At 43.2% G+C, this 20,048-nt stretch carries 22 protein-coding genes; 11 read left to right on the forward strand and 11 right to left on the reverse strand.

The genetic code is table 11. The annotated features are described in order from the left end of the window. Nucleotides 1-168 precede the first annotated feature (168 nt). The 3 genes from truB (at nt 169) to G4D73_RS11320 (ending at nt 2,453) form a co-directional block, all read left to right on the forward strand. Complete coding sequence (gene truB, locus G4D73_RS11310) at nt 169-1,074, forward strand: tRNA pseudouridine(55) synthase TruB (protein WP_213686799.1); 906 nt, start codon at nt 169-171, stop codon at nt 1,072-1,074. Between the two features lie 12 nt (nt 1,075-1,086). Then, nucleotides 1,087-1,851: a sulfite exporter TauE/SafE family protein gene (locus G4D73_RS11315; protein ID WP_213686800.1), complete on the forward strand. Its 765-nt coding sequence runs from the start codon at nt 1,087-1,089 to the stop codon at nt 1,849-1,851. A 134-nt stretch (nt 1,852-1,985) separates the two neighbouring features. Continuing rightward, nucleotides 1,986-2,453: a hemerythrin domain-containing protein gene (locus G4D73_RS11320; RefSeq protein WP_213686801.1), complete on the forward strand. Its 468-nt coding sequence runs from the start codon at nt 1,986-1,988 to the stop codon at nt 2,451-2,453. Nucleotides 2,454-2,864: 411 nt separating this feature from the next. Here G4D73_RS11320 and G4D73_RS11325 read toward each other — a convergent pair whose 3' ends face one another. The 3 genes from G4D73_RS11325 to serA form a co-directional block, all read right to left on the reverse strand. Further along, complete coding sequence (locus G4D73_RS11325; RefSeq protein ID WP_213686802.1) at nt 2,865-3,743, reverse strand: EamA family transporter; 879 nt, start codon at nt 3,741-3,743, stop codon at nt 2,865-2,867. A 243-nt stretch (nt 3,744-3,986) separates the two neighbouring features. Beyond that, nucleotides 3,987-4,868: an EamA family transporter gene (locus G4D73_RS11330; RefSeq protein WP_213686803.1), complete on the reverse strand. Its 882-nt coding sequence runs from the start codon at nt 4,866-4,868 to the stop codon at nt 3,987-3,989. Between the two features lie 124 nt (nt 4,869-4,992). After that, nucleotides 4,993-6,225 (reverse strand): phosphoglycerate dehydrogenase, encoded by a 1,233-nt coding sequence (gene serA, locus G4D73_RS11335; protein ID WP_005108551.1) that lies wholly within the window; start codon nt 6,223-6,225, stop codon nt 4,993-4,995. A gap of 354 nt (nt 6,226-6,579) precedes the next feature. Between serA and G4D73_RS11340 the strand changes: the two genes are divergently transcribed. The 4 genes from G4D73_RS11340 to G4D73_RS11355 all read left to right on the forward strand — a co-directional run bounded on the left by G4D73_RS11340 (nt 6,580) and on the right by G4D73_RS11355 (nt 10,666). Next, nucleotides 6,580-7,989, forward strand: coding sequence for an FAD-binding oxidoreductase (locus G4D73_RS11340; RefSeq protein ID WP_004644999.1), 1,410 nt, complete (start codon nt 6,580-6,582; stop codon nt 7,987-7,989). Nucleotides 7,990-8,130: 141 nt separating this feature from the next. Then, complete coding sequence (locus G4D73_RS11345) at nt 8,131-8,508, forward strand: hypothetical protein (RefSeq protein WP_213687749.1); 378 nt, start codon at nt 8,131-8,133, stop codon at nt 8,506-8,508. Nucleotides 8,509-8,587: 79 nt separating this feature from the next. Further along, a complete protein-coding gene (locus tag G4D73_RS15525) occupies nt 8,588-8,869 on the forward strand; it encodes a hypothetical protein (RefSeq protein ID WP_224216243.1) in 282 nt (93 codons plus the stop codon). Nucleotides 8,870-9,436: 567 nt separating this feature from the next. Continuing rightward, on the forward strand, nt 9,437-10,666 hold the full coding sequence (locus G4D73_RS11355) for an MFS transporter (RefSeq protein WP_213686804.1): 1,230 nt from the start codon (nt 9,437-9,439) through the stop codon (nt 10,664-10,666). Nucleotides 10,667-10,845: 179 nt separating this feature from the next. Here G4D73_RS11355 and G4D73_RS11360 read toward each other — a convergent pair whose 3' ends face one another. From G4D73_RS11360 to G4D73_RS11380, 5 genes are all read right to left on the reverse strand, one after another. Then, a complete protein-coding gene (locus G4D73_RS11360; RefSeq protein ID WP_004645001.1) occupies nt 10,846-11,142 on the reverse strand; it encodes a DUF3817 domain-containing protein in 297 nt (98 codons plus the stop codon). Nucleotides 11,143-11,262: 120 nt separating this feature from the next. After that, nucleotides 11,263-13,446, reverse strand: a complete 2,184-nt coding sequence (yccS, locus tag G4D73_RS11365; RefSeq protein WP_213686805.1) for a YccS family putative transporter — start codon at nt 13,444-13,446, stop codon at nt 11,263-11,265. Between the two features lie 129 nt (nt 13,447-13,575). Continuing rightward, nucleotides 13,576-14,118 (reverse strand): superoxide dismutase family protein, encoded by a 543-nt coding sequence (gene sodC, locus G4D73_RS11370; RefSeq protein ID WP_005108558.1) that lies wholly within the window; start codon nt 14,116-14,118, stop codon nt 13,576-13,578. Between the two features lie 122 nt (nt 14,119-14,240). Further along, nucleotides 14,241-15,371, reverse strand: coding sequence for an AI-2E family transporter (locus G4D73_RS11375; RefSeq protein WP_416232267.1), 1,131 nt, complete (start codon nt 15,369-15,371; stop codon nt 14,241-14,243). A 128-nt stretch (nt 15,372-15,499) separates the two neighbouring features. Then, nucleotides 15,500-16,144: a ParA family protein gene (locus G4D73_RS11380; protein WP_213686807.1), complete on the reverse strand. Its 645-nt coding sequence runs from the start codon at nt 16,142-16,144 to the stop codon at nt 15,500-15,502. A gap of 124 nt (nt 16,145-16,268) precedes the next feature. Here G4D73_RS11380 and G4D73_RS11385 point away from each other — a divergent pair, with 124 nt between their 5' ends. Together G4D73_RS11385 and G4D73_RS11390 are read left to right on the forward strand one after the other, a co-directional pair. Further along, complete coding sequence (locus tag G4D73_RS11385) at nt 16,269-16,736, forward strand: Holliday junction resolvase-like protein (protein WP_004645008.1); 468 nt, start codon at nt 16,269-16,271, stop codon at nt 16,734-16,736. A gap of 26 nt (nt 16,737-16,762) precedes the next feature. Then, entirely contained in the window at nt 16,763-17,341 is a 579-nt protein-coding gene (locus tag G4D73_RS11390) for a hypothetical protein (RefSeq protein ID WP_213686808.1), read from the forward strand. A gap of 24 nt (nt 17,342-17,365) precedes the next feature. On the opposite strand, the gene G4D73_RS11395 is transcribed toward G4D73_RS11390, so the two are convergent. Then, entirely contained in the window at nt 17,366-17,989 is a 624-nt protein-coding gene (locus tag G4D73_RS11395; protein ID WP_213686809.1) for a class I SAM-dependent methyltransferase, read from the reverse strand. A 191-nt stretch (nt 17,990-18,180) separates the two neighbouring features. On the opposite strand from G4D73_RS11395, the gene G4D73_RS11400 reads away from it, so the two are divergent. Then, nucleotides 18,181-18,744, forward strand: a complete 564-nt coding sequence (locus tag G4D73_RS11400; protein ID WP_213686810.1) for a hypothetical protein — start codon at nt 18,181-18,183, stop codon at nt 18,742-18,744. A gap of 73 nt (nt 18,745-18,817) precedes the next feature. Here the strand turns inward: G4D73_RS11400 and G4D73_RS11405 are convergent, their stop codons facing one another. Then, nucleotides 18,818-19,150 carry a HopJ type III effector protein gene (locus tag G4D73_RS11405; RefSeq protein ID WP_213686811.1) on the reverse strand — a complete coding sequence of 111 codons (333 nt, stop codon included), beginning with the start codon at nt 19,148-19,150 and terminating at the stop codon, nt 18,818-18,820. 175 nt (nt 19,151-19,325) lie between these two features. Here G4D73_RS11405 and crcB point away from each other — a divergent pair, with 175 nt between their 5' ends. Next, complete coding sequence (crcB, locus tag G4D73_RS11410; RefSeq protein ID WP_213686812.1) at nt 19,326-19,706, forward strand: fluoride efflux transporter CrcB; 381 nt, start codon at nt 19,326-19,328, stop codon at nt 19,704-19,706. An 89-nt stretch (nt 19,707-19,795) separates the two neighbouring features. Here the strand turns inward: crcB and G4D73_RS11415 are convergent, their stop codons facing one another. After that, nucleotides 19,796-20,047, reverse strand: a complete 252-nt coding sequence (locus tag G4D73_RS11415) for a type B 50S ribosomal protein L31 (protein ID WP_004732342.1) — start codon at nt 20,045-20,047, stop codon at nt 19,796-19,798. Between the last annotated feature and the right edge of the window lies 1 nt (nt 20,048).

A 20,048-nucleotide genomic window follows, 5' to 3' on the forward strand; every position in this document is an offset into this window, starting at 1 on the left:
TCGTTATTTCATTATTTTTAGAGGTTCAAGCTTTTAGCTATTTAAAGCTTTTTGATGTTCAAGCCGGCTCAATATGCCATAAAAATCATCAGATACTATAGAAAAGTTGTAAATCATCTCGCAGGGTTTTACCATGGCGCCAATTTATAAAATGTCTGATTTTTTGCCATGAAAGCATCATCTCCTAAAATTCAGCGTCGTCATCTCAGCGGTGTCTTCCTGCTTAATAAGCCTTTGGGCATCAGTTCTAATGCCGCCTTGCAAAGAGTTCGCTGGTTATATCGTGCGCAAAAAGCCGGCCATACCGGTGCGCTGGATCCTTTGGCATCGGGTTTATTGCCGGTATGTTTGGGGGAGGCGACCAAGTTTTCGCATTATTTACTTGATTCGGTCAAGCGTTACCAGACCACTGTATTTTTAGGTCATAGCACCACCACGGGCGATGTCGAGGGCGAGGTACTTCTGGAAAAAGCGGTTCCTGAATTGTCAGAAACATTGATTCAGGAAACACTGGCACAATTTTTGGGTGATATCCAGCAAGTGCCACCGATGTATTCGGCACTGAAAAAAGAAGGCCGTCCTTTATACGAGCTGGCACGTAAAGGCATTGAAATTGAGCGTGAAGCACGTCCAATTACCATTTATGCCATCGAGCTTTTATCCTTTACCGAAAATAGCATCACGCTGGATGTGACCTGTTCCAAAGGGACATATATCCGGGTGCTGGGTGAAGATATTGCCAAAGTGCTGGGCACCTATGGTCATCTGACTTATCTGCACCGCATCAAAACCGGTCATTTTGATTTGATTCCAAGTTATACCCTTGAATATCTGGAAAGCCTGAGCGAAGCAGAGCGTGAGGCACTATTGTTACCAGCCTATGCGCCAGTGCAACATTTCCCGCGAGTGCAGGTGCCTGAAGGTCGTGCAGAATATTTTAGCCGTGGTATGGAAAGTAATATCGAACATGAAGCGGCTGAACAGGTACTGGTTTTTGATGGTGACAAATGTTTGGGTCTGGCGGAAATCACTGACAAAAAACGTCTGATACCCAAACGCGTCTTGAACCTCTAATCGAGTCAATATATGGAAATCGAGATCATCATCAGTCTGGTTGTCTTTGCGTTTTTTGCAGGGGCAATTGATGCAGCCGTTGGCGGTGGTGGTTTGATCCAGATTCCTGCGATTATGGGCAGTTTGCCGCATTTACAACCTGCGACTGCCTTTGGTACCAATAAACTCGCGTCCATTTTCGGGACCGGTTCTGCAGCATTTTCCTATTTACGTCAGGTGAAATTACCCTGGCTGCTCATGGGCATTATTGCAGCTTGCAGTTTTATTAGTGCTTTTATTGGTGCGGCCAGCGTTAGCCTGATCCCGGTCGATATCCTCAAGCCATTTGTACTGGTCATGCTGATTGTGATCGCGATTTATACCTTGATGAAAAAACAGTTCGGTCAGATGCATCGTGAACAAAAACTGAATCGAAAAATGCTGATTCTGGCAGCCTTGGGCAGTCTGGCGATTGGTTTTTATGATGGTATTTTTGGTCCGGGCACTGGCAGTTTCTTTATTTTCTTTTTTATTCGCTATTTGAGCGTCGACTTCCTGCATGCGTCGGCTTTGTCGAAAATTGCCAATTTCACCACCAACCTAGCCGCCTTAAGCTTTTTTATCCCTAGTGGCAATGTGCTGTTTATGGTCGGGGCAATGATGGCGGTAGCCAATATTTGTGGTTCCTTGGTCGGGGTGCGTTTGGCATTTAAATATGGCAGTGGCTTTATCCGGATTTTATTCCTGATTCTGGTCAGTCTGCTGATTTGCCGGATGGCATACCAGATGTTTTTTTAGATCTAAACCCGATGTAAATCATTCTCGATATTAAAATTTCTTAACAAATAACTGTATAAACTGCGTCTGAACCTGTTCTAAAAATCTTCTAGAATCAATGATATGAAAAATAAAACAATCGGAGAAATATCGGAATGACGACTATTTTTGAAGCATTAAGAGAGAGTCATGAGATTCAGCGTGATCTTGCAGAAAAACTATTACAGACTTCCGGGGATACACCAGAACGCCGCGAGCTGTTCAAGCAACTGAAAAATGAATTATTTGCGCATGAGGCTGCGGAAGAGCGTTATTTTTATATTCCCTTGATGATGACCGATTCGGGCCTGAATATTACCCGCCATGCCTTGGCCGAACATCATGAAATGGACGAAATAATCGAGGAATTAACTGCAACTGAATTGAGTAATCCAGGCTGGATTGCCATGGCCAAAAAACTTTCCGAAAAGGTGCATCATCACTTAAAAGAAGAAGAACATGGTTTCTTCCAGCAGGCCGGAAAAATTCTGGATGAAAAGCAGAAGACCGCTTTGGCAGTGCAGTATAAGAATGAATATCAGCGTTATAAAGACATGAAAAAAGATATGCTGGTACAAAGCTAAACATCGAAAAGATGACATTTGATTAGTTACTTTTCCATAATTTATAACTCAAATTAGATGTTTGAGTTAATCGTTATGCATGTTTAGCTTAAGAAGATGATTGTACAGCCTCATTTCTTAAAAATTTAAATGCTTTTGTGTAGGCAATCTCCCTACTTTGGAAAGACCCAAAGTAGGCAAAAGTCTTTTGTTACCCATACACGACGTCCTGTCGTGATGGGTAACATGTGGCATCCTTGCCACACTCGCGTATCAAAAATCTCTTTATTGCAACTAGGGCATCTGATCATCTTTTTATCTGGAGATATGGGATTTTTATCCATTCATCTATTTTTTTTAGTTATATCAAAGGGATAAATTGAAGAGATTAATAATGAGATATATTTAGTTGTTCAAATTCCAATAAGCCTTTTAGGTATTCTTTTCTCCCGATCCTTGACGGGCGGCACGTACAGTCACGCCGACTGATGCCAGCATGATACAGATCAGTGCCACGGTCTGAAGAAGCGTAATTTTTTCGCCTAATAGTACAAAACCGGCCAGTGCAGCCAAAGCCGGAGACAGGCTGGACAGGGTACCATAGCTGGTTTTATTCAAATGCTGAAGTGCCTTTAAATCCAGAGCATAAGGAATGGCTGTTGCCAGTACAGCAATGCTAATTGCCTTGCCCCAATGTTGCGTATCAATCAATGCGGGCGTGTTGTTGTAGAGACCGATAGGTAGCAGACACAAAGCCGAGATACTGATGGCAATAGTCAGTGCATGCATGCCGATATTTTGCTGCACCACACGTTGGCCAAAGAAAATATACAATGCCCAGCATAAACCCGCACCTAAAGCACAGGCAGCGCCGAGCAGGTCGAAATTACTACTATTGGCTTGATCCCAGGGCACCATTAACGCAATGCCTAAAATGGCCATCAATACCCAAATATAATCACTACGATGTTTGATCGAGAGCAGGGCCAGACCTAAAGGACCAATAAACTCCAGACCGACTGCAATTCCCTGCGGTAATCTTCCCAGAGACAGATAGAATAAAATATTCATGACCCCTAAAGCAGCGCTATAGCAAAGGAGATCCCGCCATTTCAAAAAAGGCAAACGGGAAATAATTTTCCAGGAACGGAACATTACCCCAACAATAATTGCTGCAAAGCACAGCCTTAAAATGGTCACAGTGACCGGATCCAGCACACTAAACAGCTGTTTGGCAAAAGATGCACTGATCTGGTAGGAGGTCATGGATAAGACCATGAATAATACGGCAAGGAGTTGGGCGTTTGGCATGGAAGCAGCTTCTACCCAGAATGGGTGAAAATGAGAAATAGGGCAAAATGAAATTATAGCAAACTGGTTAATTTTTAATGAGTAGGGGGTGGAAATAATTTTAAATTTAAAGTTACTTTTAAAAAGAGAAAATTTTGATCTTAGAAGAGTATTAGACTGAATTTATCGACTTTGAGTAGGCTTTTCCAGCTAATATCTTTTTAAATTCAAAGTGAGTAGTATTTCTTATAACGAATTTTAAATTTAAAAGTGCTCAACTGTATTTTTTCTTCTTTGACTGGTCACCGTACAACCCACTGAAGCACTGATAATCGTGGCCAATGCCAGCCATTGTGTCCACAACAAGGTTTCACCTAGAAAGACCAGCCCCGAGAGTGCGGCAATGGCGGGTTCCAGACTCATCAAAGTGCCGAAACTGAGTGCGCTTAAATTACGCAGTGCGATCATTTCCAGAGTGAAAGGCAGGGCACTGGCCAACACAGCCAAAGCCACAAAATACAACAAACTCATCGGTTCAAAAGTATGTGCCGGCATGCCTGCCAAGAGCGCAATCGGCATCAGCACCAGCATGCCGACAAACATGCCCAAGCATACAGTATGATTGCCAGAAACGCCTGAAGGTCTTTGGCCGGCAACGATATATAAGGCCCAGCAAGCACCGGCACCCAAGGCGAATGCAATCCCGATCGGGTCAAGCGGCTGGGCAGCCTGATCAAAAGGAAATAGCAGAACCAAGCCCAGAATCGCCAGTCCGACCCAGACAAAGTCGAATTTTTGCCGTGCATAAAACAGGGCAACACTTAAGGGGCCAATGAATTCAAAAGAGACGGCAATTCCCAGCGGCAGGCGATCAATCGACAGGTAAAACAAGAGGTTCATGCCGGCCAGAGCAATGCCATAACTGATAATGGCTGGCCACTTGATCTGTCTGAAATGGATTCGCCAAATTTTAAAAATCAGTGCCAAAATCATAGCGCCTAACAGCAGACGCATGGCTGAAACGGTCAGGATGGGAAACTGACCGAACAGATATTTGGCAAAGGAGCCACTGCTTTGCATACTGATCATGGCGATCAACAGAATCAGCGGCGCTTGCACCATTGGTGCAATTTTAAAATTCAGCATGACTAAATAGGTTTCGATTGCTCGAATAGCGGAAGAGCAGCATAAGCTGAAAAAGGTTTAAAAATACAAACCTTAAAAACAAAAAACCACAGCCCGAGAGCTGTGGTTTTTCTACAATATTGAATTAGAACAATACGCGTGCGCGGATTGTACCTTCAACATTCGAAAGCATATCGAGTGCTTCATGAGATGCAGCAGCATCGACATCCATCACCAGGTAACCGACATCGCCTTTAGTCATCAGTGACTGGCCAGAGATGTTGATGCCTTGTTCAGCAAACAGGTTGTTGATTTTAGACAACACGCCCGGAATATTTTGGTGGATGTGCAATAAACGGTGTTTGCCTTCAGTCAATGGCAATGCGATTTCTGGGAAGTTCACCGCAGATAAAGTCATACCTTTGTCAGAATAAGCTACAAATTTCTCAGCGACTTCCAGACCGATGTTCGCTTGCGCTTCCATGGTCGAACCGCCCACGTGCGGAGTCAGGATCACGTTTGGTAGGTTACGTAGTGGAGAAACGAATTCTTCACCGTTCGCTTTAGGCTCTTTCGGGAATACGTCAACCGCAGCACCAGCAATGTGACCAGATTTGATCGCATCTGCCAGATCTTCGATCACGACACAGGTACCACGTGCCGCGTTGATGAAGATTGAACCTTCTTTCATTTGCGCGAACTGATCTTTGGTCATGAAGTTACGTGTAGACGGAACATCAGGAACGTGTAGAGAAACCACATCGGCATTTGCCAAAAGTTCGCCCAAGCTACCGACTTGACGTGCATTACCTAAAGGCAATTTAGTCACTGTATCGAAATAGATCACTTTCATACCCATGCTTTCAGCAAGTACAGAAAGTTGTGAACCAATTGAACCGTAACCTACGATACCTAAAGTTTTACCACGTGTTTCGAACGAACCAACTGCAGATTTGTTCCAGCCGCCTGTGTGTGTATCTGCTGATTTTTCAGGTACACGGCGTAGAAGAAGAATTGCTTCAGCAAGTACAAGTTCAGCGACTGAACGCGTATTTGAGTAAGGCGCGTTAAAGACTGGAATACCGCGACGCATTGCTGCATCCAGGTTCACCTGGTTGGTACCAATACAGAAACAACCGACAGCAATCAGTTTGTTCGCAGCTTCAAAGACTTCTTCAGTCAATTGAGTACGGGAACGAATACCGATGAAGTGAGCATCTTTAATCGCTTCTTTCAACGCTTCACCCTCAAGCGCAGTCTTACGATAATCGATGTTGGTATATCCAGCAGCATTTAGAGTGTCGATTGCATTCTGGTGAACGCCTTCTAACAACAAGAAACGGATTTTATCTTTAGGTAGAGATAGATGTTGGCTCATTACGGCTCCGCTACAAAGGCCAAATTTAGTCGCGGTATAATAGCACAGGAAAAGCGCACTTATACATTTCCTTAATGACGCTCACATCAGCTATTCTGGCAAGATATATTGATAATAATGATCATGGTGTTTGATTTAAATCTGCATTTTCAAAGGTATATTATCAAAATTGTCATTTTTCGCGGGAAACACCAAAAAATAGCTTATAATATTGCGCCATGCTTTTAAAGCAGCGTGATCCGATGCTTTAATAATCATGTTTCGCCTGATTTGTATCCATGTTTTTATGCTTGAAAAATGTGCAAATAAGCCGGCGAAGTCTCCCTTGTTTAAATCATGCTAGGTCTGCAAACGATGAATGCTCCAGTCGCTTTAACCCCTGAGTTATTGACCCAATTGACTGCAATTGTGGGTGAAAACCGTATTAAAACCGATACGGACAGCCTCCAGAATTGGGGTCGCGATCATACGAAGCACTTTGATCCAAACCCGTCAGTCGTCGTTTTTCCGTCGTCAACTGAGCAAGTTCAAGACATCGTAAAATTGGCAAACCAATTTAACGTTGCAGTGACTCCATCGGGTGGTCGTACCGGTCTTTCTGCAGGTGCAGTCGCAGCCAATGGCGAGATCGTGGTCAGCATGGACAAGATGAACCAGATTCTGGAATTCTTCCCGGCAGACCGCATGGTGCGCGTACAGGCAGGTGTAGTGACTGAACAGTTGCAGAACTATGCTGAAGAACAGGGCATGTACTATCCAGTCGACTTTGCTTCGGCAGGTTCATCGCAAATTGGCGGTAACATCGGCACCAATGCTGGCGGCATCAAAGTGATTAAATACGGCATGACCCGTAACTGGGTACTTGGCCTGACCGTTGTGACGGGTAAGGGCGATGTATTGCGTCTGAACAAAGGTATGATCAAGAATGCAACCGGTTATGCGCTACAACATTTATTTATTGGTGGTGAAGGCACGCTGGGTCTGGTGACGGAAGCGGAAATCAAGCTTGAACGTCAACCGCAAGACCTGCAAGTGATGGTACTGGGTGTACCTGACTTTGATGCGATCATGCCGTTATTGCATGCCTTCCAGGCGAAAATTGACCTGACTGCATTTGAGTTCTTTGGTGAACTGGCGATGCAGAAAGTCTTGGCCCATGGTCACGTGCAACGTCCATTTGAAACTGAATGCCCATTCTATGTATTGCTTGAGTTTGAAGCGCCGTTTGAACCGATTATGGACAAGGCGATGGAAATCTTCGAGCATTGCATGGAACAAGGTTGGGTGCTGGACGGCGTAATGAGCCAAAGCCTGGATCAGGTAGAAAGCTTATGGCGTTTACGTGAAGATATTTCTGAATCTATCGCGCCATTTATTCCATACAAAAATGACATTTCCGTTCTGATCACGCACGTTCCTGCATTCATTAAAGAAATTGATGCGATTGTATCGACGAATTACCCAGACTTTGAAATCTGCTGGTTCGGTCATATCGGTGACGGTAACTTGCACTTAAATATCTTAAAACCTGCTGATTTGTCTAAAGATGAATTCTTTGCCAAATGTCAGGTGGTGAACAAGTATGTCTTTGATACCGTGAAAAAATATGACGGTTCAATTTCTGCGGAACATGGTGTGGGCATGACCAAGAAGCCATATCTTGAATATTCGCGTTCGGCGGAAGAAATTGAATATATGAAAGCCCTGAAAAAAGTGTTCGATCCAAATGGCATCATGAACCCGGGTAAACTTTTCGATCTTTAATCGATCGGAATTGAAAAAAGCGCATCGAAAGGTGCGCTTTTTTATTGCTGTGTAAATACAGTTACAGAGTCTAAATGGTTTTGTAGTAAGAAGCTCGGCATGATGGGTTGGAATAAGAATGACGATAAAGGGTTAAATAATATGTTCCGGATATTGGCAGTCGCAACTCTCGCTTTTGGTATATTGGGTTCAGGCTGTGCAACTGCTCAACAGGTCATTGCAAAGGTACAGTCGTCTTCGGACACGCCTTTGGAACAGGTTTTACAATTAAGACCGGACTTGCGTAAGGAACTGGCAACAGTTGAGTTGCGCCAGTTCTTTGACAAGGTAGAGTCGCCCACGATTGGACAGGTCAAAGTCACTGAAACCGGTTTAATGGATGATTCGGTACGTTCGGTACAGACTATTTATTATTTTAAACGGGAAGATAACAGCTGGATGCTGCAAAATACCGAGAAGTTGTATCGTTGTGCACGTGGGGCAAATACCAAAACTTTCCAGAAAGCGGTCTGTCCATAATAGTGTTTGATCTTTAGGCAGTTTTTGGTTAAAAGCGTATCTAAGGATGAGCTTTTTTGTTTTGGGAAGGGGGGAGTTAATGGACTCAAATATATTAGCCGCTACAATTGGCGTAATTGGAGGATTTTTAGCTTCACTCTTATTATTCTATCTAAATAGGTTTTATACCAATTACGATAAAAGAAAATCAGAAAAAATCCTACGAGAAAAATTATTGTATCGTGAGAAAGATAGTGAACTAGAGGCAGATCAAAATTTTATTTTTTCTTTACCTAATTTGAAAAGAGAAGTGTATTTAAACTGTCATATCAATTGGGATAGTGGAATCACTCTTAATATGATGAAGGTAATGAAGACTTAATCTGGTTTTTAAGATTCTGTTGGCTAAGCTTAGTAAGATTTTTTCCTCAAGATCATTTTTCAACAGAAGGACATGTTAATTATATTGATCAATTTATCATGGATAGGGCTAACTATCATTCCTCTAGATTAGACTGTAGTGACCAATTAAAAAGTGGGAGTATTTCAAAAATAACGCTATGATATTCAATAGCAAAAGATATTGATCAACTAATTATAGACTTAGTAGAACAAATTCTTCATTTTGAAAATGTTAGAAAAGAAAAATGGTTTCAAGAGTGGAATTCAGTAGAGTCTATTTGATTTTTATAAATTATTAGAATATAGATGAATAATGTATCCTCCATTGATTTGTAATGATTATAAGTACTTTTCATTTCACGGCTTTTCAATAATTTTCATGAATTAGATAATTTGGTTTCCAGTCACTAAAAGCAAAAATAATATTTTGATTAGGTCATTAAAAAAGAGAACGGACTTAAAAACAGGACTCTGCTAAAATTCCTTCTTTCTATTTTAGATAAAGTTTGGTCTGCTTTCACTGGGCAGACTGACAATAAAAACTCCCATGCAAAACATCCAAACCCAAAAACTGACCCGTGCCACACTCATGTTCCCGCTGGCATTGGTCCTGTTTGAATTCTCCGTCTATATCTGTAATGACCTGATTCAGCCGGCCATGCTGGCGATTACCCGTGATTTTGGCGTGAGTAGTTCATGGGCACCATCCTCCATGTCCTTTTTCCTGTTGGGCGGGGCATTTGTCGCAGCGATCTTGGGGCCATTGTCCGATCGTCTTGGACGTAAAACGGTACTGCTCGGCGGTGTGGCATTTTTTACCCTCAGTTGTCTGGCCATTTTATTGACACCCAATATCGAAAGTTTCTTATTCCTGCGCTTTTTACAGGGCTTTGGCCTGTCCTTTATTACTGCTGTAGGTTATGCCGCCATTCAGGAAAGCTTTGAAGAACGTGATGCCATCAAAGTCATGGCACTGATGGCCAATGTGTCTTTGCTGGCACCCTTGCTAGGACCAGTGCTGGGTGCCTTTATGATTGATCATATCTCCTGGCATTGGGGCTTTATCGGGATTGCATTTCTTTCATTTCTGAGCTGGTTTGGCCTGAAAGCCAAAATGCCAAACCTGAAAGTCAGTATTCCCAGACAACCGGTCAGCTATATTCTGGATGACTTTAAACAGGTTCTAAAAAATAAACGCTTTGTGATCATGACTGTAGCCTTGCCTTTGGTGAGTCTGCCCTTGATGTTATGGATTGCCTTGTCACCGGTGATTCTGGTCGAGCAATTTGGATTCAGTAGTGTGCAATATGGTCTGGCGCAGTTTCCGGTCTTGGGTGGCCTGATTGCAGGTAATCTGATTTTGCTGAAAATTATCGATAAAATGCCGCTGGGTAAAACCGTATTATTGGGTCTGCCACTGATGCTGTTGGGTGCCGGTTTATTGATGTTGGGCTTATTGATTCCAGAGTATTTTGTTCATTGTCTGATTATCGGCACCACCTGTATCAGTCTAGGTGAGGGCGTAAGTTTCTCGGTACTATACCGTTTTGCACTGATGTCTTCAGAAGTGTCCAAAGGTACGGTGGCTGCGACGGTTTCTATTATCCTGATGCTCAGCTTTTTTGTGGTAATTGAAGCAGTAAGAATGGCATATGAAGCTTATGATATCTGGGCCTATTGCAGTGCGTCTTTTATCTTGATTGCACTCTGGTTTACTTTGCCACGCATGCAACTCAAACAGTTAATGCTGGAAAGACAAGAGCGTGGGGAGTTTTGATTCCTTATTAAGGGAAATTATAAATTATTGAAATCATATGTTCAGTATTGAATTTCCCTATCCTTTTAGGAGAGGGCTAGGGTGAGGTTAAGTATTTAATAAGTTCCCTCTCTCTAACTCTCTCCCAAAGGGAGAGAGAATTTTCTTTTGACTGATCTAATTATATTAGGATTCTACAATTAAGCTTCAGCGGGCTGTTCCAGCTTCTTCAGTTTCATATCAAACAGGAATGGACCGAAAGGTAGAATCGAAGCGATTAAACCCATCACAAACATGCTGAGAGACCATTTCTGTTTTTCACATACCGCAAATAACACCACCAGAAATAGCACAAACAGTACGCCATGACCCATGCCGACATATTTCACTAAAATCGGATTATCCATCATATATTTCACTGGCATCGCGATAAATAACAGCAGCAGGAATGAAATCCCTTCAAGCAAACCGACCAGACGCAAAGTTTTGATGTTCATAATACATATTGATTTAACCGAATTAGTTTTGAGTGTACCGAATATCACCTGAATATTGAATCTTAATAATAAAGATATATTCAATATTTTTAATAAGTTATAACCAAGTGAGGCAGTTGGTTATTTAATCTCGGCACCTAGTAATTCATGACGTAATTTTAGTAATTCCGGTAAGGTTTCCAGCAATAAACTGATCTGTTTCAGTACCAAAAGCAGATGTGCTGACTGGTTTTCCTGGGTACTTAAGCGTTGAATTTCTGCCAGTTTATGATCAATGTCGTAGGTATCTAAAGGCTGTTGTTGCAGCAATACCGCAGTTAAGGTCTGCTGGCACCAACGCATTAAATCTAGAATTTGCGCATCAGTGACCTGCTCACGGTGACTCCCCAATGCTGCAATATAACTGAGCTGGCTATGGCTATAGACCAGATAGCGAAAGGCACTTTTAACCAGTTGCGGATCTGGATTCGGTTCGGTGCTCAGGCTTGAAATCATGCTGGATAAATCAATCTGCGCATTGTGGGCCAGACGTCGTGCAGTCCGGTAAGCAATACTGTTATCTTTACCGTTTCGATATTGCTCGACCACTGCAGAAAAATAGTCCAGCATAGCAAGTGATGATTTTTTAATATTGCTGGAAATATTACGGAAATTCCAGTCAGGCCAGATCCAGCTTACTGCCATCCAGGCAATCAGACAGCCTATGAGGGTATCAATGATACGCGGTAAAATAATGGCATAACCGGCACCTTTCAGGTTGAAAATCAGGAGTACCATCAAGGTCGCCATGAGGGTTGCCATGGCATATTTTTTGGAACGCAGATAGAAAAAACCGACACCAAAAATCACTGTCAGCAGCAATTGTCCTTCGATACTTGGTACAAAATACAGAATGGGAACACCCAGCATGACCCCTAATAATGTTCCCAGAGTCCGCAATTTGAGCCGGCTTTTGGTGGCAAAATAACTGATCTGACAGACAAACAGGCTGGTCAATAAAATCCAGTAGCCATTTTTCGCAAAGGGTAATAATGAAATGACATAGCCGACTAGAAATACAATGGCAATCCGCACGGCATGCCGAAAGAGTGCCGATTGCGGACTTAAGTGCGGTTTGAGTTTCAGCCAGAGATCTGTGCTATCGCGAATATCATCATCAAACAGGCTCAGGTCATCAAAATGCTGCTGATAGCGTGGCTTATACAGAGCATGTTGATCATGCAGGTGTTGTAACTGTTCATGTACACTGAGCAGATTGGTCAGAATAAGCTGTAAATTTTTAACTTCAATATTCTGTGGGTGTTGGGCAATCCAGTCCTGCATCGATTCCTGTAAATGTTTTAATGCCTGTTCATCATCTGCAGACAGATAAAATTTTTCATTGCGCAATACACATTCTGCCAAATGTTGACAGGCAAGGGCTTGCAGACGGATATTTTTCTGAATCCGGAAAATCAGGTCAGTGCGGCTAAAATGCTGTTCGATCTGTTCATAATGTAAATAATTGGCCGTGGCCTGTTCATGAATATCCTGCATCAGAAAATACAGATTCAGCCAGTAAATGGTATTGCGATTGGCACGCGAAGCTTTGAGTCGAGTCAATAGTGAATCTTTGCTGCGGTTAAAACTCTGAATGACTAAAGTATTTTTAAGTGACAACTCATAGAGCAGGTTTTCAACATTTGGATGCTGATCCGGATCAAACAGTTTGGCTTTACTCAGCAGTAAATCTGACATGTGCTGCAAGCTTTGTGCGAGATTTTCCTGAACCTGCAAGGTAGGACGCAGCAGAAAAAATAGAATAGACGTCAGGCCGTACCATAGCGCCCCAATGACAAAATAAAGCGGCTGTTCATACCAGTGCTGATATTCGCCCAAGCCGAACATGGTATAGATTGATAGTAAAATGGTGCCAAATGAAATTGTGGCATAACGTTGGCCTAATGCACCCATTAGAATAAACAGTGCACTCGACAGTGACAGCCACAGTGCAAACCAGAATTTATGCGGAGCAAGAAATTCCAGAATGCTGCTGACACTAAAAAACAGAATGATGACCAGTAACAGGTTGCGCAAACGCAGGCTTAGCCGATCATCAAAATCAGTCAGTGCCGTGGCAATAGCCCCTAACGTTACTGGAACGATCAAGAACTCATAACCCAGAAATTTCAGACCGAAAGTGGTACCTAAAAACACCAGCAGGATCTGCAGGCAATAAGTCATCAGCGCACTGGACTGAAAGGGCAGCAGGACAGGTTTTATAATTTTAACAAAAGTAGCAGTCGCAGGTCGGGCAGCATTCACAAGGACAGGATCCGGAAAGTAAAAACGCAAAGTTCTGAATGCAATTTAGACGCCAAAATAAAAGAAAAATCCATGAAAAAAACGAGCATAGTGCCCGTTTTTTCTATTTAGTCATTGGCAGGAAGGTGTTTAGATCACACCACAGGCAATACGTTCACCGCCGCCGCCCAAGGGTAATGGGTTGTCGGAATAGTTATCGCCACCGGCATGAACCATAATCGCACGACCCTGAACATCAGCCAATTTCAGACGTGGCGCAAGCAGGGTCACACGTGCAGTTCCGTCAGTATTGACTTTCAATGCGGGTAAATCACCTAAGTGACCTGTCACTGGTGTACCGTGATGCGGTGCCTGATTTGGATTGTAATGGCTACCTGCAGCCAGTGCTGCACCCATCTTGCCGTCTTTCATGGCAGGCGCGCATGAACCATTTTCATGAATATGGAAACCGCGTTCACCCGCAGGAAGTTGTTTCAGGTTGGTACGAATGACCAGACCGGCTGGGCTGTCACTGAGTAATACGGTCCCAATCTCTTGGCCCACACCTTGAGCATTTACAGCATTCACAGTCACTGCTCTGACCACTTCATTTGATGGGGAGGTTGATGCACAACCGGTAAAAAGTGCGGCGCTTAACGCGCAAAGTGTCGTAATTTTAAACAATGAAGACATGATTTTGGCATCCTGATCTTTATTCTGTTTTGTGGATTCATTTAAACAGAGCAAGATCAGAAGCTCTATATAGAATCAGTACTTAAATGTTTTGTTTTGTTTAAGTCGATTCTATCTATGCTTTAAGGTGCGTTGGGCGGTGTGTCTTGTGTTTCCGGATCAATCTCATGTGCCATGGTGGCTTTAGGCATCATTAAAGGTTCATTCAGCTTACTTTCATGTAACCATTCACGCCAGATTGCAAGCAGCACAGCCAGAATCACCGGGCCAATAAACACCCCGACCAGACCAAAGCTGGCAATACCACCCAAGACTCCAAACATGATCAGCAGAAAAGGAATCTGGGTTGCGCCAGAAATCACCAGTGGACGAATGACGTTATCGGCAGTACTGACAATACAGACACCCCAGACCATGACCCCAATGGCTTCAATGGTTTGTCCTTGTGAAAACAGCCATAGCGCCACAGCACTATAGGCGAGAGGTGGGCCAAAGGGAATCAGGGCAAAAATAAAGGTCACAATGGTTAAAACCATCGGATTCGGCACACCTGCAACAAAATAGCTCAGACCAGCCAATAAGGATTGTGCAATTGCGGTCAAACCGACGCCATATACTACGGCACGTGTAGTCGCAGAAATGGTGGAAAAATAATGATGTACACGTGGACCGACCACCATTTCAAAGGCTTTACGCACCTGATTTAAAATGGTCTGACCATCACGGTAGAAGAAAAACAGCGAAAGTATCGCAAAACATAATTTAAAGATGTTTTTACTAACTTCATTCAACACCACTTTGCCGTAATTCAGATGGCCTTGAATCCAGGTCGATACCGACAGTGCAATACTCTGCGGATCAGTGTTAATTTCATTTAAGGTTCGGGTAATTTCCTTGCCGACAATCGGAAGCCCGCGAATAAAATCAGGGACATTCAGGTGACCGGAAAAGACCTGTCGCTGCAATTCAAAATACAGGTTACGACCTTCGTGCTGCAGCATGAAAATGGCGAAAATAAACGGCAGACCAAAGACCAGAATCACGGCCAAGATCATTACGGTTGCACTTAATGTCGGTCGATTGCCGCATAGGCGTAACACCGATTGATACAAGGGCCAAGTCATATAGGCAATAATGGCTGCCCAAACTACAGGAATGATGAAATACTTGAGTATATGAAAACTCAAAAAAATCAGGATAAAGAACAATCCAAATAATAAGACTTTTTGTAATGTAGGCGCGTACTGTTGCACTGAATTTAATGACTCATTTTTTAGGTCGTGTTCAGGCATATTAACTGAAAAAAAAGCGATCGAAAATGATAGCTAGCCAAGTAGCGAGATTATTTTCCCAAAGCTATACCACGATTCAGAGGATTGACTCAAAACCACTGACTCGGATCATCAATAATGGCATTCAGTACCGGTTGCCATTGAGCCTGCAGTTCCCGGTAGATTTTCTGAGGTTTATCAAAGACTGAAAGGCCTTCCATAGCCAGTCGGCTATAAGGGGCACGTTCCGAAATCCGGGCCACTGGCTGCTGGTCGATCTTGTCAAAAAACTGCTGTATGTCCTGATTGCTGGCTGCATTTGCTTTGGTGCGATTGGCCAAAAGTAAAATTTCAACCTTGCCCTTACGGATGCGTTTGATGTCCTGCAAATGTTTGAGAAAACGGCGGGTCGAATCGATATCAAAAAAAGAAGGCTGGATCGGGATGATAATCGCATGTGCTTCACTGATCAGCTGTTCGGCATGATCATCGGTCAAAGCACCTGGTGCATCAATAATCAGGTATTCGATCTGCTTCGGTGCATCACCAATGGACTTGCTATTGCGCCAGTCCAGACTTTGGATCTGTGCTGCCTGTACCGGCCGATGCTTGAGCCATTGCAAAGTTGATTTCTGGTTGTCGGCATCGGCCAATGCCACCTTATAACCCTTTTGTGCGAGTGCTGACGCCAAACTAATGGCTGTCATGGTCTTACCACAACCGCCTTTCTGATTCGCAACTAAAATTGTTTTCATGACTCAAGGTGATTTTATTCTGTTCCGGCCTAGCATATCATTCTTTTCAAGTATGCAAATGGCCGAAGTCCTCAACTTCAGTCGAATGCGATGCTATAAAAATCAGGCAAATTAGGAAGATTGAATGTCCATATGGATGGCCATGCTGATTGGCGCATGTATCGGGGTGGTATTGACCACTATTATTTTAAGTCAGACGCGTAATGGACGGATCAAGGCTGAATATGAGCAGTATATTGCCGAGCTGGAACTGGAGCATCAGCAGTCCCTCATTGCCGCGCAAAAACGCAGCGTGAATACCAGCCGTGCAGTTCTCAAAGGCAAAATGGCGGAACAGCTCGCGCCGATCATGCCGGAATTTCAATATCTGCCAAGTGATGCCAAGTTTCTGGGCGATCCGGTGGATTATGTGGTCTTTGATGGTTATACCGATTTTCGTGATGGCGAAGGCGACGCTGAAGATATTGAAGTGGTCTTGATTGACATTAAAAGTGGCGGAGCACGTCTGACCAAAGGCCAGCAAGCCATTGCCCGAGCGGTTCAGGAAGGGCGGGTACGTTTTGAAACTATTCGGATTGATTTTCAGGATTGACCAAAATCCAGTGAAGAATAAAAATTATGCAAAAATTACTGATCACTGCGCTGCTGTTTATGCTTGGCCTCTGGGTCTGGAATGAGTTTTTTCGTGCCATTCCGCATCTGCAAGAAAAAGGCGTACTTAAAAACTTTAAAGTAGAACCGGTCAAGCGTATATCAGCGACTTATATTGTGCACGATCAGCGTTTCGTAAAACCTGATCGTCGGGTGCTGCATCAGGCCAGTCCAGTGGTTGGACATTTTAATGATCTGGCCTATCTGAGTAATATTGATGTGCTGTTGCTGACTCAACCGCTGCCGGCCATGCAGGCAACATTGGAGTTTGATGAAGCAAAGCGCTGCTATCAGATTGAAGGACAAATTAGCAAAGTGGATCGTGACTTCGTCAATACGCATGTACAGCATTTCAGTCTGATTGCTGCCACTGAAAAAATTGCCGATCAGATTCGCCAGCTAAAATCGGAGCAGAAAATCACGCTCATGGGTGATCTGGTAACAGTTCATTCAGGCACGACTGGACAAGAATTCCGGGTCGGGACGGGCTCTGAATATCGTGCTCATTGTCAGTTGCTGCAAGTAACCCACGTCCAGCAGCACTAAATACAAGAGAGTAGTGAATTAGCTCTATGGTTTAAGAAACCGGGCTAACAACATGCGTTGGCCAATCTTTGGAATACCTTCAGCATCTACATAACTTAAAGTTTCTATTTCAAAACCGGTTTCCAGCAAGGCGGTTTCAATATCCCGATTCAGATGACAGCCATCTGTGACTTTCTTTTGAATGGGAGTAAGTAAATGTTGCAGACGCTGAATATTTAAATTTTGCCGATTCAGGACATGTTCGACCACATGTAAAGTCCCACCCGGTTGTAGCACACGATAAATTTCCTGCAGGCTCTGTTCCAGCTCTGCAATACTACAAAGCGTCCAGGCAGACACAATATTTTCCACACTATTTTCGGCAAAAGGCAAAAGTTCTACGCTGGACTGAATATGCTCAACCTGAAACCCTGCCTGTTGAATTCGCGCTTCTGCCAGTTTGAAGATCGCCGGGTTTGGTTCTAGCGCATAGACCTTATCAACCGATTGATAAAAAGGCAGATTCAAGCCGGTACCAAAACCAATTTCTAGCACTTCACCGGAAATATCCAAAAGCAGTTCACGACGCAAGTCCATCAAGGATGGTGTTTGCATCACCTGATTCAGCAGATGCGGAAAGATATGTTGTTGATAAAGTTTATACAGCATTTGAGTTATTTTAATTTGATGGAAATACGTTCTAGCTTAACTGAAAAATAAAATGACAGGCATATATCGAGCTGACTAAATACGTGCAGTTTGTTACCAAGTTCAACTGTTTATTCATTAAAAAATCCGTAAGATCAAGGAAGATATCCTTAAAACGTTTGATCAACTTGATTAGGATTAGATTAAAAATTATGTTCAAATACGTTAAACATTATGCTTTGCTGGCCAGCCTGTTGCTGCCTATTTCGGGCTATAGCTCGGTCGACCACAATATTGCCAAAGGTTTGCCTCCTGTCGTTAAAGGCCAGTCAATTTCGGTCTTGCAGCCTTTTAAAGGTGATTTCCGTATTCTGGGTTCCAAGGTTTATAGTTCTGACCCGCAAGCCAAATTCTCTCCGATTGATTATGCAGTCAGTTGGGGGCTGTTTGCTGAACCTGAAATTGCCCGACATATCACGGTCAATCAATATGACCGCTATTTGAACTGGAAAATGGATCGAGTGCCAGTGCCAGTAGAACAAGCCAAGCAGATGGTGTCCAATATGCATATCATTCCTGCCAATCCTGAAATTGCCAAGGTAATTAAAAAGGTAAAGCGTGGCGATCTGGTGCGTATGCAAGGGGAACTGGTTGAGGTGCGTGACAAAGATCTGGTCTGGAAATCGTCCTTAACTCCGACCGATACGGGTGATGGTGCTTGTGAAGTCTTCCGCGTCAGTTCCATTAAATGGATCGAAAAAGTCGGTAAAAGCTAAAATAGACATCTTTTACACTTCTGATTTGCATAAAAAAACCGCTCCTTTGAGCGGTTTTTTATCTGCTTAGAACTTACTTCGCAGTTAAAGCTTGACCTTCAAAGGTAATTCCATCCCAGCCATTCAGCATAAACTGGCGGATATTCTGATGATCAGTCGCCTCTGGCGTTGCCAATACAGAAGCATAATGTTCGGCAAACAGGCTTAAGGTCTGTGCCTGATCCAGACCATTTAATTGTGCAAAAGAAAAGACTTTGGCGCTGCCCTGGTTTTCTGTGGCCGCATTATTCTGCTGGCCATTTTTAAATGCAGTCGGTGTATGCGTATAACGCGATTCGATATAAGTAATCACATCTGCAAATTTTGCTTCGTCTGCTGCCAACTGAGCCAATAAATCCTGTGCCATGCTGTTTTTTCCTGTGCCATTCATGAAAATTCGATGCAATAAATATAGCAATTTTCTTGCGAAGTTCCATGGTATTTCATTGATTTTCGGTTCAAGATAACAGTGAAATTTATCCATGCTGAATATGAAACTTTGGATAAAATAAACTTGATCAATAAATAGAACAGGAAAAAATATGGGCTGGCTTTGGGTGGCAATGGGTGGGGCAATCGGTGCCAGTCTGCGTTATGCAGCAGGACTTTGGCTGTTCAAACCACAAATGCAATTTCCCTGGCCCACCTGGTGGATCAATATTTTAGGTTGTTTATGTGCTGGAATTTTTTTTGCCTGTAGCCAGAAATATCCAGCACTCCAACAAGAAGCTCGTCTGTTTTTAATGGTGGGGATTCTTGGTGGTTTTACCACATTTTCCAGTTTTGGCCTGGAAAGCTTTGTGTTATTGAAACAAGGCGCTATGGGCCTAGCGCTGTTATATGCATTATCCAGCTTAATTGTCGGCATTATTGTTCTGGCGCTGGGCTTTTATTTAACTTCAATCATATTGGCACAGAGTTAAAATAAGTGCATAAAAAAGTCAGGAAATTGGAGGTCATTTCCTGACATAAACCACGATTTAAATCTTAAGATAATCGAGGGTTTTCGGTTTTAGCCCCGTTTAAAGCGGCCAAAACGTTTGTTAAAGCTTGCTACACGTCCTTCATTGCTGGTCTGACGTTGCTCACCCGTATAGAAAGGATGTGATGCACTCGAAATATCTAGTGTTACATAAGGATATGTTTTACCTTGATATTCTTTAGTTTGGCTCGAGTTCATCGTGCTGCCAATCACGAAATAGGCATCGGCATTGGTATCATGGAATAACACTTCACGATACTCGGGATGGATATCTGAACGCATA

Origin of the sequence: Acinetobacter sp. WY4 (assembly GCF_018438165.1) — a bacterium.
Classification (GTDB): Bacteria; Pseudomonadota; Gammaproteobacteria; order Pseudomonadales; family Moraxellaceae; genus Acinetobacter.